Consider the following 14202-nt stretch of genomic DNA (forward strand, 5'->3'; position numbering starts at 1 on the left):
GCGATTCAGGAGAGAGAGTCTGCGGTTTCGAGTTCGAGGTGTCGAAAACCCCGGTTGTAATAGACGAGCGGCGTAGCGTCGCCGAGTTCGACCTGTTGAATCTCGCCGATCAGCACGGTATGGTCGCCGGCTTCGTGAACGTCGCGCGCGACGCACACGAGCGATGCCATCGAGCCGGGCAGCATCGGCGGATGCGGGTTGTCTTCGGTGCCGTAGCGGAAGGCGTGCGGGCCGAACTTGTCGACGCCCTTGCGCGCGAAATGCATCGCGATGTCCTTCTGTTCCTGCGCGAGAATGTTGATCGCGTAGCGTTGCGCGTCGACGAACGCGGCGTGCGAATCGGCCGTGTTGGCAATGCACACGAGCACGAGCGGCGGGTCCATCGACACGGACGAGAACGAGCTGGCGGTAAAGCCCCAGTGACGGCCTTGTTCGTCGGTGGTCGAGACGATGGTGACGCCGCTCGGAAAGGCGGACAGCGCGTCACGGAAGGTCTGTTTATTGTCGAGGGTCATGATAGGTCTCCGGGATGAGATGAGCGCACGGTTGCTTGCACTCCATGACCCGAGTCTAGGGTCGCGCGCCCGGCAGGACAATTTCGATGTCGCGATGGATTGATCGGCAAAACGGATAGATGCGCGCATTGATAGGCATCAGGTGGGCGACGCATCCGGTGCGAGCGTCGCGCCGAAATTCGCCTGCAGATGCCGCACGAAGCTGAGCGCGGCGGCGCTCAAATCGGCGTCGCGCGAGCGCAAAATGCCGAAGCGGCGTTGCAGGCGCACGTCGGCCACTTGCAGCGTGGCGCGCGTGTCGCGGGCGTAGCGCTGGGCCATCGAACGCGGCAGGAAGGTCGCGCCGAGGCCCGCATCGACCATGCCGAGCAACGTGCTCAAATTGGCCGCGTGATGCATTGGCCGCAGCGCCAGGCCGCGCTTCGCGAATTCGTCGGCGAGCGTGTCGCGCAACATCGAATAGCGTTCGAGCAGCATCAGCGGAATGAGTGCGAGCTGTTCGAGCGTCACTTCGCCCGCCTGCGCGAGCGGATGCGTCGTCGGCACGACAACGAGCATGTCCTCTTCGGTCAGTGCTTCGAAACTGAGCTTGCTCGAATCGTTGTCGAACGCGACGACGGCGAGATCGGCCTCGTTACTCTCGATCTTCGCGACGACATCCTCGTATTGCAGATCGCGCAGTTGAATCTGCACATCCGGATAGCGTTGGCAAAACGAGTGGATCAGCGAAGGCAGCATGACGGCGGAGATCATCGGCGTTGCGGCGACGATCACGCGCAGGCGCGCGGCTTGTGCATCGGACTGGAATTCCTGCAGCAGCTTGCGCAGATCGCGCAGCGCGAGTTCGGCGCGTTCGCGCAGGCGATGGCCCGCGGGCGTGGGCTCGACATGCCGCGTCGTGCGTACGAGCAGGCGCGTCTTCAATGTCGATTCGAGGCGCTGCACGCGCGCCGTGACGGACGGCTGCGAAATGTGCAGGCGTTTCGCGGCGGCGCTGAAACTGCCCAGTTCGACGACGGCAAGAAAGGTTTCCAGTTCGACGAGATCGAAGCGCAGCGTGAGCGGCGCCGCCGCGTGCGCGTCCTCGTCCGGCTTGTCGGGCGCCATGACGGGCAGTCTCCGGTGGTTTTATCAGTATCGGCTATGAGTCTATCTCATAAAGCAAATAGTGTCGTTGCGGCGCCCTCGACATAATCGGCTGCATATCGATTCCGATATCAGAGACGTTGCACGAGGAGGCATCACACATGGCACACGACACTTCGCGTCAGATGACGCTCATCGGTTTCCTGCAGGCGCAAAACTGCTCGACGTATCCCGGTTCCTGGCGTCACAGCGGCGCGATGCAGGACTTCATGTCGCCCGAGTATTACCAGCGCATCGCGCGCACGCTCGAAGAGGGCAAGTTCCATCTCGCGTTCTTCGACGACCGCCTGGCCATGCCCGACATCTACGGCGACGATCACGCGCAGACGGTCGAGCACGGTGTGCGCGCCGTGAAGATGGACCCGTCGCCGATTCTCTGCGCAATGGCGATGGCCACGACGCACCTCGGCTTGGGCGCCACGTATTCGACGACGTATTACGAGCCGTACCACATCGCGCGCCACTTCGCGACGCTCGACCTGATGACGAAGGGCCGCGTCGCATGGAACGTGGTGACGTCGCTCAACGATTCGGAAGCCGCGAACTTCGGCCGCGAGATGCATCTGGAGCATGACCTTCGCTACGACCGCGCCGACGAATTCCTCGAAACCGTGATGGGTCACTGGGATTCGTGGGAAGACGACGCGCTGATTCTCGACAAAGCGAGCGGCCGCTTCGCGGATCCGGCGAAGGTGCATCGGCTGGATCATCGTGGCGAGTACTTCAAATCGCGCGGTCCGCTGACGGTGCCGCGTTCGCAGCAGGGTCATCCGGTGCTGATTCAGGCGGGACAGAGCGGCCGTGGACGCGCGTTCGCATCGCGCTGGGGCGAGCTGATCTTCGTGGTGTATCCGAATCTCGCGGCGGGCAAGAAGCAATATGCGGAACTGAAGCAGGCGGTGTCGGCGGCGGGGCGCGATCCGGACAAGGTCAAGGTCTCGACGGCGTGTTATACGGTGGTCGCCGAATCGGAAGAGATCGCGCAGCAGGAGCGCGACTATATCGATTCGCTCGCCAAGCCGATCGACTCGCTCACGCTGCTGTGCGAAGTGCTCAACACGGACTTCTCGACGCGCGACTACGACGCGCCCTTCACCGATGCAGAGATGAAGGCCATCTCGGGCTGGACCGGTTTCCGCGATCGCGTGGTGATGCTCTCGGGCAAGCAGAATCCGTCGGTGCGCGATTTCGTCGACTTCTCGAATCGTGCGCGTCTGAACGAATTCCCGGTGTTCGCGGGCACGGCGAAGACGGTGGCCGATCAGATGGAGCAATGGTTCGTCGAAGGCGGCTGCGACGGCTTCGTGATTTCGCCGACGCACGTGCCCGGCGGCTACGAAGACTTCGTGCGTCAGGTCGTGCCGGAACTGCAACGGCGTGGCGTGTTCCGCAAGGACTACGACGGCACGACGCTGCGCGAGAATCTCGGCCTGGCGAAGCCGAAGGCGGGCGACTGGCGCGAGCAGGCGTTCGCTGGCGTCAATGACGTCAATGATGCGATGGGCGAGCCGATGCGCAAGGCCGGATAAGCCATCGAACGTGCGAGAACAAAGCGCCCGGCATGTGACCGGGCGCAACTCCTGGAGACAGACATGGCAGAAATCGCCGATATCCGGCGCGTGGCGCTCGCGAGCACCATCGGTACCACCCTTGAATGGTACGACTTCTTTATCTTCGCGTCGGCTGCGGCGCTCGTATTCAGCAAGCTCTTCTTCCCGACCTTCGATCCCGTCGCGGGCACCATTGCATCGCTTGCGAGTTTCGCGGTGGGCTTCATCGCGCGGCCGGTCGGCGGCGCGGTGTTCGGGCATTTTGGCGATCGCATTGGCCGTAAGGCCATGCTCGTACTGAGCCTCACGATGATGGGCGGCGTTACGTTCCTGATCGGCCTGTTGCCGACGTACGCGAGCGTGGGCGTCGCCGCACCGGTTCTGCTGACTGTGCTGCGCTTCGTGCAGGGCTTCGCGGTGGGCGGCGAGTGGGGCGGCGCGACGTTGATGGTGATCGAGCACGCGCCCGCGAAAAAGCGCGGCTTTTACGGCAGCTGGCCGCAAATGGGCATTCCCGGCGCGCTGATCCTCTCGACCGGCGCGATGGCCGCGAGCACCGCGCTCACGACGCCCGAGCAATTCGCCGCGTGGGGCTGGCGCGTGCCGTTCCTGCTCTCCGGCATTCTCGTCGTGGTGGGCATCGTGATTCGCAGAAGGCTTGCGGAGTCGCCGAGCATCGAACGCATGCGCCGCAAGCATGAGACGCCGAGCGTGCCGATCGCGACGCTGCTCAAACGCCACAAGCGCACGACCTTTCTGCTGGTCGCATCGCAGGCGGTGCAGTGCGCGGGCTTTTATGTGGTCGCCGTGTACTCGCTTGTGTATCTCACGCAGAATCTGCATCTGCCGCGCAGCGATGCGTTGCGCGCGCTGATGATCGCGGCGGCGTGCACGCTCGTCGCGCATCCGACGTTCGGCGCGCTGTCCGATCGGATCGGACGCAAGAAGGTGTTCATGGGCGGGATGATCTTTCTCGGCCTTTTCATCTACCCGTATTTTCTGTTGCTCAACACCGGCAGCTATCCGCTGATCGTGCTCGCGATGAGCATGGCGATGGCACTCGGCGAAGGCGCCGTGCAGGCCGCGCAGCCGAGCCTCTTCGCGGAGCAGTACGCATCGGGCGTGCGTTATAGCGGCGTGTCGCTTGCGTATCAGCTCGCGACCGTGTCGTGGAGCGGCCCGACGCCGGTGATCGCGGCCATGCTGATCGCCTGGGCGGGCGGGTACTGGCCGCTCGTCGGCTATATCGTTTTGCTTGCGGTGATCTCGGTGGTGTCGATCATTCCGTTGCGCGAAGCCGCCGGCGTGGAACTGGCGACGCTCGAAGAACAGGACGCCGCCACAGCACGCGCCGAGGATGCAGCGGATTACGCACGCAACGCGGCGATGAATTGAGTTAGCCGGAGGTTCGTGCTGGTGCATCGGCCAGCACGAAAGAAGGACCGGCCGACACGAACCTGCGCGACCCTCCGAGAGACTTCACGCCGCGCGCGGTAGCGGGGCGTCGGACATCGGTGCGGGTCTCGGCATGAAGGTTCGATGAATGCGCCGATTCTCGCGCGCCGACAGCATGCCTCACGAGATCGAACGCCAGACGCCCGCGCGCACGAGCGCATCGGTTTCCTGACGCACGATGCGATACAGCGCCTTCATCGCGAGCGTCGCTTCTTTCTTCGGCGAGAACGCGATAGACAGCACGCCCGGCAGCTTCGGCTCGACGATCGGCCGCGCCTTCAGCGTGCCGCGCTCGATGCGGCTCTGCACCGCCGCGTACGGCGCGACCGAGAAGCCCTGACCCGCTTCGACCAGTTCGAAGATCGCCATCATCGCGTCGATCTCGAAGGCGATGTTGAGCGCGAGCGAACGCGCGCTTGCGGCGTCCTCGGCGAGCGTGCGCAGGCCGTGCGGGCGCGCCGGAAGGATCCACGGCAGCTCGACGGCGTCGGCGAAACGGATCGGCTCCATCGAACGTTCGAGCACGGTGGCATCGGGCGGGCCGACCAGCAGTAGATCGTCCGACAAAAGCGGCTCGATGCTGATCGTGCTGTGCGGCCCGATGTTGTACAGCACGCCGATATCCAGTTGCCCGCTCAGCAGCCATTCGAGCATGTAGCCCGAAAGACCTTCGCGCATGCGCAGCCGCACATCGGGAAACTCGGCGCGAAAGCGGCGCACGAGCGGCACCAGCAGGAAATCGCCGAGCATCGGTGGAATGCCCATCGTCACGCTGCCGCCGGGTACCGCGCGCATCGCCTGCATGTGATTCACGGCTTCGTCGCTGCGTTCGAGGATATCGCTCGCGCGCGTGAGGAACTTCTGACCCGCTTCCGTGAGCGACATGCCGTGGCCGTTGCGATACAAAAGCGGCGGCCCGAGTTCCTGCTCCAGCATCTGGATATGACGCGTGAGCATCGACTGGCTGATGCCGAGTATCGCCGCCGCGCGCGAGACGCTGCCCTCGCGCGCCACGACCTTGAAATACCTGAGCTGCTTCAACTCCACGTGCCGGTCTCCTTTCGTGTCGGGCCATCTCGCCCGATATGCATAACAGGTATGCGAGCAGTTCACGTTCCATCTGATTACGCTTGATTCCATTCAGGAGCACAACGGAGACAACAGCGCAATGGAAGAACTCAGACTGCTCAGCACGACCGCGATACTCGGCTACGGCTTCGCGCAAAGCGCGTTCGAAGCGGGCCTCGAGCGGCGTCCGCATCTCATCGGCGCCGATGGCGGCAGCTCCGATCCGGGGCCGTATTACCTCGCTTCGGGCGAATCGTTCACGTCGCGCATGGCGACCAAGCGCGACATGCGCATCATGCTCGCGGCCGCCGTGCCGCGCGGCATTCCTGTTGTCGTCAGTACATGTGGCGGCGCGGGCGGCGACCCGCATCTCCAGATGATGATCGATATCGTCAAGGAAATCGCGCAGGAAGAAAGTCTGTCATTCAAGCTCGCCGTGATCAATTCGGAATTGCCCAAGGACGTGCTGCTCGAACACGTCAACGCGGGCAAGACGCGACCGCTGTACGGCCTGCCGGAGATGACGCCCGAACTCGTCGATCAGGCCGTGCGCGTGGTCGGCGCGATGGGGCCGGAGCCCTACATCGCCGCACTCGATGCGGGCGCGCAAGTGATCCTCTCGGGCCGCAGCACGGACCCGGCGCCCTGGGCCGCGATGGCGATCCGCGCGGGCTTTTCGCCGGCGCTCGGCTGGTACGCGGGCAAGATGCTCGAATGCGGCGCGGAGCCGGCGCTGCCCAAGCGCGAGGGATGCCTGCTCGCGACGATCCGCGACGATCACGTCGAACTCGAACCGATGCATCCCGAACAGGCCTGCACGCCGAAATCGGTCGCGTACTTCGCGCTGCACGAGAACAGCAGCCCGATTCATCATCATGAGCCGGGCGGCATGCTGGACACCTCCGAATGCGCGTTCGAGGCCGTCACGGCGCGCGCCGTGCGCGTGTCCGGTATGCGCTGGCGTCCGATGCCGTACACGGTGAAGCTCGAAGGCGTCGAGGCACGCGGGCATCGCGTCATCACGCTGTGCGCGACGCGCGATCCGGTGCTGCAGGCGCAAATGGACCGCTATCTTGCGCGGGCGCGCGAGATCGTCGACGAGAAGGCGAGCGCGTTCGGCGCGCCGTCCGATAGCTATGCGCTCAACTTCCGCGTCTACGGCCAGAACGGCGTAATGGGCGAACGCGAGCCCTTGCCTGCAAGCGAACGTCATCCGCATGAGACGGCCATCGTCGCCGAAGTGGTCGCGCAGGATCGCGACACCGCGAAGGCCGTGCTCGCAATCGCACGCACGACGATCCTGCACTCGGAGTTCCCGGGCCGCCTCTGCAAGGAAGGCAACATGGCGATTCCGTTCTCGCCGTCCGATCTCGATCTCGGTCAGGTCTACCGCTTTTCCATCTGCCATCTGCTGGAGCCGGAGAATGCGCTCTCGCTGTTCCCGATCCGCTACGAAGTCATCGGAGATCGCCATGCCCGCTATTAAAGATTTCGCGAGCGTCTGCCGCAGCAAGAACGCGGGGCCGTTCATGGTCACGCTCGATATCGTGTTCGAAACGGATGAGATTTACGACCGCGTCGCCGCTACCGGTGTGCTCAAGCCCGAGCTTTTCGCGCGTCTCTACGACGTGTCGCCTGAACAGGTCCAGTTCACGCCGTATCGCGCCGCGCGCGCGTTCAAGGCAACGTTGCCGCGGCTCGTTTCGTCGGGCGATATCGGCGACACGGACGTGTATGGCTCGCAGCAACACGCGCCGCTGCTCGACATCGACATTCCCATCGAACTGGAGAACACGCGATGAGCGAAGCTGAACTTCAGGCGCGCCCTGCCGCCGCCGATACGAACGATGCGAACGATGCGAACGATACGAACGATACGAACGATGCGAACGATACGGAAGAACTGACGACCTCGTTCCGGCAGGCGATGCGCAGGCTCGCGGGCGGCGTCGCGCTGGTCTCGACGGTTCACGACGGCGTGCGCCACGGCATGACGGTCACGGCCGTCACCTCGCTGACGATGGACCCGCCCGCGCTGGTCGTATCGGTGAATCGGCATGCGTCGGCGTTCGAGGCGCTCGTGATGAGCGGGCGCTTCTGCGTGAACCTGCTGACGCAGCAGCACGCGGACCTGGCGGTTGCGTTCTCGCGCAAGCCGGATGGCGACGCGCGCTTCGTCAACGGCGCGTGGCGCACGGGCGAATCGGGCCTGCCGACGCTCGATGGCAGCGTCGCATCGATTGCGTGCCGCCTGCACGATCTGGTCGAGTTCGGCACGCACGCGATTCTGATCGGCGCAGTCGAGCATCTGGAGATCGAGCCGCAGCCGATGGCCCCGCTCGTCTATCTGAGCGGACAGTTCGGCGGCTTCTGGCCGTTGACGGCGTAAGGAGCGCGCATGTTCGACGCGAAATATGAGCGCAGCAATTTCCCGCGCATCCGGCCCGAGTGGCTCGCGCAAGTTGCGGAACCTGCGGTCGAGCCGGAGTTGCCGGTCATCGATCCGCATCATCATCTGTGGGATGTGGAAAGCGCGTTTTATCACGCGCCCGAACTTGTCGCGGATGCGCGCGCGGGGCATCGCGTGCTCGCGACGGTGTTCGTCGAATGCAAGGCGCGTTTCGATACGAATGCGCCCGCCGGCTTCGCGCCGGTCGGCGAAACGCGTTTCGCGGTTGCACAGGCGCAGGCGGCGGCGCAGCTTCTGCCGAGCGATGCGGGTCTCGTGAAAGGCATCGTCGCGTATGGCGATCCGTTCGTGCCGAATCCGCAAGCGGTGCTCGAAGCGCACCTCGACGCGGCGCAGGGCCGCCTGCGCGGCGTGCGCGTGCGTGCCGCATGGCATGCCGATCCCGCGTTCGCCGCGCCCCACGATGGTCCCGACGAACACACGATCGCTTCGCCCGAACTGGATCGCTACTGCGCGATCCTCCAAGAGATGGGCCTCGTGCTGGACCTCTGGGTGTATCACACGCAACTCGACGACGCAGCGGCGCTTGCGCGGCGTCATCCGCGTTTGGCTGTCGTGCTGAATCATTGCGGCGGGCCGCTCGGCATCGGGCCGTATGCGAACCGGCGCGCCGACGTACGCGAGGCGTGGGGCAAGTTGCTTGCGCGCGTGGCGTCGAACGATAACGTCGTCGTGAAGATCGGCGGCCTCGCGATGCCGCGCACGGGCCTCTCTTTCGCCGATGCCGCGAAGCCCGCGACCTGCCTCGAACTCGTCGAACGCTGGACGCCTTATGTGCGCACCTGCATCGACTTGTTCGGCGCGGAGCGCAGCATGTTCGAGAGCAATTTCCCCGTCGACAAGGGCAGTTGCAATTACGTGTCGGTATGGAACGCGTTCAAGCTCGCGAGCGCCGGTTATCCGGCCGCGGCACGACGCCAGATGCTCGCGGGCACGGCGAACCGCGTGTATGCGCTCGGCGTCGCGGAACTGATGACGGAGGCGATCTCATAAGCCTGCAAAACAGGCGTTCGATACATCCGTCAAGCCGAATAAAGACAAAGACTGTCCGGCGCACGATGAATCGTGCGCACGGATATCCGGAGGAGACACATGAAAAATCGCCGCATCTTCATCTACATCTTTTTGTTTTCGCTCACGAGCATCAACTACATCGATCGCGTTGCGCTGTCGGTGGCCGCGCAGCCGATCGCGCACGAGTTCGGCATCAGTCCGATCCAGATGGGCTTCCTGTTGTCGTCGTTCATCTGGACGTATTTCGCGAGCCTGATCGTCTGGGGCCTCGCGCTCGATCGCTGGGGCACGCGCTATGTCAATGCGGCCGGCATGGCGATCTTCTCGATCGCCACGGTCGCGACCGGCTTCGCGTGGAGCTACATGTCGATTCTCGTCACGCGTCTCGTGATGGGCGCGGGCGAGGCGTCGTCGTATCCGGCGGGCGGCAAGGTGATCCGCGAATGGATGCCCGCGCGCGAACGGGGCATCGCCGCGGCGACGCTCAACAGCGGCTCGTACGCGGGCCCGGCGATCGGCGCGTTGCTGGTTGCGTGGGCGGTGCAGCTCTTCGGCTGGCGCACGGGCTTTGTGATCGTCGGCAGCTCGGGCGCGATCTGGCTGTTCTGCTGGCTCAAGTGGTTCAGGAAGCCCGAGCATGCCAGCTTCATCGACGATCAGGAACGCGCGCTGATTCTGCGCGAACGCAACGGCGGCCTGCCCGATACGCCGAGCGGCCCGACGCTTTCGATTCCCGACCTGCTTAAATCGACGAGCGTATGGGGCCTGCTCATCACGCAAGGCTTCGGCTCTTACGCGCAGTTTCTGTTTCTCACGTGGCTGCCGAGCTATCTGCAAACGGAGCGGCATCTGGACATCGTGAGAAGCGGCTACTTCACCGCGTTGCCGTATGCGCTGTCGGTGCTGCTCGCGCTCGCAATCGGCAAGCTGAGCGATCGCCTGCTGACCGGCGATGCATGCAGCAAGGGCGGACGACGCAACATGGTCGCGGCGTCGATGCTGCTGACGTCGGTCGTGCTCGCCACGCCTTTCGTCGATGACATGTGGGTGATGGTCGCCGTCTTCACGCTCTCGCTGACCGGCGCGCAAGCCGCGCTCGCAATGAACATTGCACTGATCGGCGACCTGCTGCCGTCGTCGGCGGAAGTGGGGCGCGGCACGGGGCTGTTGATTACCGGTGGCGCATCGTTCGCGATGATCGCGCCGATCGCCACAGGTTATGTGGTCGCGCTCACGCACAGCTACAACAACGCGTTTTATATCGCCGGCGCGCTTGCGCTGGCCGGCGCGCTCGTGAGCCTCTTCATGACGCGCACGCCGATTCGCCGTCACGACAGCGTTGCCGCTGTCGGTGAAGTATCGCTCGGCGCCTGAACTCATTGAATAAGGAACACGAAATGACGAAGAAACAAATGACCCTGATCGGCTTTCTCCAGGCGCAGAACTGCTCGACCTATCCCGGATCGTGGCGGCACAGCGCGGCGATGCAGGACTTCACGACGCCCGAGTACTATCAGCGCATCGCGCGCACGCTGGAGGAAGGCAAGTTCCATCTCGCCTTCTTCGACGACCGCCTCGCGATGCCCGACATCTACGGCAACGACCACGCGCAAACGGTCGAGCATGGCGTGCGCGCCGTGAAGATGGACCTGATCTCGATCCTCACCGCGATGGGCATGGCGACATCGAAGCTCGGTCTGGGCGCGACCTATTCAACGACCTACTACGAACCGTTCCATCTCGCGCGCACGTTCGGCACGCTCGATCTGATGACGAAGGGCCGCGCCGCGTGGAACGTGGTCACGTCGCTCAACGATTCGGAAGCAGCGAACTTCGGCCAGAGCGCGCATCTCGAACACGATCTGCGTTACGACCGCGCGGACGAGTTCGTCGAAACCGTCATGGGTCACTGGGACACGTGGGAAGAGGGCGCGCTGATTCTCGACAAGGAAAGTGGCCGCTTCGCCGATCCGGCCAAGGTGCATCGTCTGGATCACGAGGGGCGCTTTTTCAAGTCGCGCGGGCCGTTCACGGTGCCGCGCTCGCAGCAGGGTCATCCGGTGCTGATTCAGGCGGGACAGAGCGGGCGCGGGCGGCTGTTCGCGTCGCGCTGGGCGGATCTTATCTTCGTGGTGTATCCGAATCTCGCGGTGGGCAAGAAGCAGTACGCGGAGATGAAGCAGGCGCTCGCCGATGCGGGCCGCAATCCCGACGACGTGAAGATTTCGACCGCGTGTTACACGATCGTTGCGGAGTCGGACGAGATCGCGCAGAAGGAACGCGAATATATCGATGCGCTCGCCAAGCCGATCGATTCGCTCGCGCTGCTGTGTGAAGTGCTCAACACGGATTTCTCGAAGCGCGGTTACGACGATCCGTTCAGCGACGCCGAAATGGCCGCGATCTCAGGCTGGACCGGTTTCCGCGATCGCGTCGTGACGTTGTCGGGCAAGAAGAATCCGTCGGTGCGCGATTTCGTGGACTTTTCGAAGCGCGCGCGTATCGACGAGTTTCCGGTGTTCTGCGGCACGCCGAAGACCGTGGCCGATCAGATGGAGCAATGGTTCGTCGAGGGGGGCGTGGACGGCTTCGTGATCGCTCCCACGCACGTGCCCGGCGCCTATGAGGACTTCGTGCGCATGGTGGTGCCCGAGTTACAGCGGCGCGGACTGTTCCGCAAGGAGTATCAGGGCTCGACGCTGCGCGAGAATCTCGGCTTGCCGATTCCGAAGTCGGGCGACTGGCGCGAGCAGGCGTTTGCGGGAACGCGCGAGGTGAGCGCGGCGTGAGCGCGGGCGTGAAGTAGCCCGCGCTTGCCTTTGTCTCGCAATCGACGGAAGTGTTTCTTGCGTTACGCGCAGTCGTTCACTTGCCGATGCCGAGCAGTTCGACTTCGAACGTGAGGTCGCTGTTCGCCGGAATGATGCCGACGCTGCGATCGCCGTAAGCGGTCGCTGCCGGGCACGTCAGCTTGGCCTTGCCGCCGACCTTGATCTTCTGCACGCCTTGCGTCCAGCACGGAATTACGCGGCCGAGCGGGAAGGTCGCGGGGCCGCCGTGCTTGTCCGAGCTGTCGAATTCGGTGCCGTTCGCGAGCGTGCCGCGATAGTTCACGCGCACGACATCGTCGGCGGTCGGTTGCGGTCCGGTGCCTTGCTTGATCTGCTCGACCACGACGCCCGACGGCAACTTCTCGGTGGGGCCGGCGGCGAATGCGGTCGATGCGAAAGCCGATGCGGCGAGCAAAGCGATGATCGTTCTCATGTGTAAGTCCTTTGTGATCCTCTGTGAATGGCGCACCGATTATAGCGGGGCGTTTCCCGCGTCCGTCGAAGGCGCTTTGTCAGGCTGCGACCCAGCGCCCAGCGCCCAGCGCCCAGCGCCCTGCGCCATTCGTCACGCAAACGCGTAGGGACCGCCTATCTCGATCGCGGCACGGTACGCAGGCCGCACATGCACGCGCGCGAGAAACGCATTCAGATGCGGATAGCGTTCGTCGAGGCCGCCACGTTGACGTGCTGCTTCGAGTGGAAAGCTCATCATGATGTCGGCGGCGGTGAACGTGTCGCCGGCGAACCATGCGCGCTGAGACAACTCGTCGTTCAACCACGTGAGGTGCACGGCGAAGGCGTGCCGCAGATCGTTGGCCGCGTCGCGCGCGACATCGCCCATCCGTCCGAGAACCAAAAGAGCGAAGAGCGGCGGCATGAGCGAGCCTTCTGCATAGTGGAAGAAGTGCTGATACCGGCGCGCGCCATCCGGATCAGCGGGTTTGCCGATATCGACGTTGGATTGTTCGAGAAGATGTTCGAAGATCAAACCCGACTCCGCGATGATCAGATCATCGTCCTGCAAGAGCGGAAGCTTTCCCAGCGGATGTAACGCCGCAACGGCGGGCGGCGCGCTGCCCGTCACGGCAGCCCGGCTATAGCGCACAACCTGATAGGGCAAGTTCAATTCTTCGAGAAGCCAGAGTACGCGCTGCGATCGCGAGTTTTCGAGGTGATGAACGATGATGCTCATAAGACGGTTCCAGTGAAGTTCGTCAACATAAGACGGAGACGGCCATGACGGAGCGGCCGTTGCTTCGGCGGAATCTAGCAGCACATCCAACTCAAGCGAATGCATCGATTCGCGAATTCAGTTTTCCCGAAACGCGAAAGGCGATCTCGATGGCATCAAAGCGCCTTGCCTGAAGGCCCGAATCGAACTATTGGTCCTGCCTATAGCGTCTATCGAAACTCGGTCTTGGACGTGGCCGCTGCGCTGGCGAATACTCGTCTCATCGCTTGCGCATGAACCGTCGAAGGGGAAACAGTTATGCAAGAGGTCATCGAAGGCTTTCTGAAGTTCCGCCGGGACGCGTTTCCGCCGCGCGTGGGTCTGTTCAAGGAACTCGCCACCCGTCAGCATCCGAGAACGTTGTTCATTTCATGTTCCGATAGCCGGATCGTCCCCGAACTCGTCACCCAGCGCGAACCGGGCGATCTGTTCGTGATCCGCAACGCAGGCAATATCGTTCCGTCGTATGGGCCTGAACCCGGCGGCGTCAGCGCGACGGTCGAATATGCGGTCGCGGCGCTCGGCGTCACCGACGTCGTGATCTGCGGTCACTCCGACTGTGGCGCCATGACCGCCATCGCCACATGCCAATGCCTCGATCACATGCCGGCGGTGCGCAACTGGCTGCGTTACGCCGATTCGGCAAGAGTCGTGAATGAGGCTCGCCAGCACGAGAGCGAACGCGACCGGATCAGTTCGATGGTCCGCGAAAATGTGTTCGCGCAACTGGCAAACATCAAGACGCATCCCTCGGTGCGGCTCGCGCTCGAACAAGGCCATCTGGCGCTGCACGGCTGGGTGTACGACATCGGCACCGGCAGTATCGACGCCATCGACGGCACCACCGGCACCTTCGTTCCGCTCGCCGAAAACCCTCACGTGTGTGCTGTTCCCGCTCGTCTCGGCCTCGCCGCCTGAAACA

The 14202-nt window shown here is 63.7% G+C and carries 14 protein-coding genes; 9 read left to right on the forward strand and 5 right to left on the reverse strand.

The window, feature by feature from the left end:
• Positions 1–5: 5 nt before the first annotated feature.
• Together BRPE64_RS21670 and BRPE64_RS21675 are read right to left on the reverse strand one after the other, a co-directional pair.
• Positions 6–515 (reverse strand): flavin reductase family protein, encoded by a 510-nt coding sequence (locus tag BRPE64_RS21670; protein WP_016346995.1) that lies wholly within the window; start codon positions 513–515, stop codon positions 6–8.
• A gap of 138 nt (positions 516–653) precedes the next feature.
• Positions 654–1622, reverse strand: a complete 969-nt coding sequence (locus BRPE64_RS21675) for a LysR family transcriptional regulator (RefSeq protein WP_016346996.1) — start codon at positions 1620–1622, stop codon at positions 654–656.
• Between the two features lie 140 nt (positions 1623–1762).
• Here BRPE64_RS21675 and BRPE64_RS21680 point away from each other — a divergent pair, with 140 nt between their 5' ends.
• On the forward strand, positions 1763–3190 hold the full coding sequence (locus tag BRPE64_RS21680; protein WP_016346997.1) for an LLM class flavin-dependent oxidoreductase: 1428 nt from the start codon (positions 1763–1765) through the stop codon (positions 3188–3190).
• Positions 3191–3253: 63 nt separating this feature from the next.
• Positions 3254–4606, forward strand: a complete 1353-nt coding sequence (locus BRPE64_RS21685; protein ID WP_016346998.1) for an MFS transporter — start codon at positions 3254–3256, stop codon at positions 4604–4606.
• A gap of 180 nt (positions 4607–4786) precedes the next feature.
• Here the strand turns inward: BRPE64_RS21685 and BRPE64_RS21690 are convergent, their stop codons facing one another.
• Positions 4787–5713: a LysR family transcriptional regulator gene (locus BRPE64_RS21690; RefSeq protein ID WP_016347000.1), complete on the reverse strand. Its 927-nt coding sequence runs from the start codon at positions 5711–5713 to the stop codon at positions 4787–4789.
• A 121-nt stretch (positions 5714–5834) separates the two neighbouring features.
• Between BRPE64_RS21690 and BRPE64_RS21695 the strand changes: the two genes are divergently transcribed.
• The 6 genes from BRPE64_RS21695 (at position 5835) to BRPE64_RS21720 (ending at position 12007) form a co-directional block, all read left to right on the forward strand.
• On the forward strand, positions 5835–7220 hold the full coding sequence (locus tag BRPE64_RS21695; RefSeq protein WP_016347001.1) for an acyclic terpene utilization AtuA family protein: 1386 nt from the start codon (positions 5835–5837) through the stop codon (positions 7218–7220).
• Entirely contained in the window at positions 7207–7536 is a 330-nt protein-coding gene (locus tag BRPE64_RS21700; protein WP_016347002.1) for a DUF4387 domain-containing protein, read from the forward strand. The genes BRPE64_RS21695 and BRPE64_RS21700 overlap by 14 nt, the downstream gene beginning before the upstream one ends.
• Entirely contained in the window at positions 7533–8123 is a 591-nt protein-coding gene (locus BRPE64_RS21705) for a flavin reductase family protein (RefSeq protein ID WP_016347003.1), read from the forward strand. The genes BRPE64_RS21700 and BRPE64_RS21705 overlap by 4 nt, the downstream gene beginning before the upstream one ends.
• Before the next feature lie 9 nt (positions 8124–8132).
• A complete protein-coding gene (locus tag BRPE64_RS21710; protein WP_016347004.1) occupies positions 8133–9197 on the forward strand; it encodes an amidohydrolase family protein in 1065 nt (354 codons plus the stop codon).
• Between the two features lie 99 nt (positions 9198–9296).
• On the forward strand, positions 9297–10592 hold the full coding sequence (locus tag BRPE64_RS21715) for an MFS transporter (protein WP_016347005.1): 1296 nt from the start codon (positions 9297–9299) through the stop codon (positions 10590–10592).
• Between the two features lie 23 nt (positions 10593–10615).
• Positions 10616–12007 carry an LLM class flavin-dependent oxidoreductase gene (locus tag BRPE64_RS21720; protein WP_044042841.1) on the forward strand — a complete coding sequence of 464 codons (1392 nt, stop codon included), beginning with the start codon at positions 10616–10618 and terminating at the stop codon, positions 12005–12007.
• Positions 12008–12083: 76 nt separating this feature from the next.
• On the opposite strand, the gene BRPE64_RS21725 is transcribed toward BRPE64_RS21720, so the two are convergent.
• Both BRPE64_RS21725 and BRPE64_RS21730 read right to left on the reverse strand, forming a co-directional pair.
• A complete protein-coding gene (locus tag BRPE64_RS21725) occupies positions 12084–12482 on the reverse strand; it encodes an FKBP-type peptidyl-prolyl cis-trans isomerase (protein WP_016347007.1) in 399 nt (132 codons plus the stop codon).
• A 132-nt stretch (positions 12483–12614) separates the two neighbouring features.
• Positions 12615–13241 carry a glutathione S-transferase family protein gene (locus BRPE64_RS21730; protein WP_016347008.1) on the reverse strand — a complete coding sequence of 209 codons (627 nt, stop codon included), beginning with the start codon at positions 13239–13241 and terminating at the stop codon, positions 12615–12617.
• A gap of 297 nt (positions 13242–13538) precedes the next feature.
• Here BRPE64_RS21730 and BRPE64_RS21735 point away from each other — a divergent pair, with 297 nt between their 5' ends.
• Positions 13539–14198 carry a carbonic anhydrase gene (locus BRPE64_RS21735; RefSeq protein ID WP_016347009.1) on the forward strand — a complete coding sequence of 220 codons (660 nt, stop codon included), beginning with the start codon at positions 13539–13541 and terminating at the stop codon, positions 14196–14198.
• Positions 14199–14202: the final 4 nt, after the last annotated feature.

This window comes from Caballeronia insecticola (assembly GCF_000402035.1).
Classification (GTDB): domain Bacteria; phylum Pseudomonadota; class Gammaproteobacteria; order Burkholderiales; family Burkholderiaceae; genus Caballeronia; species Caballeronia insecticola.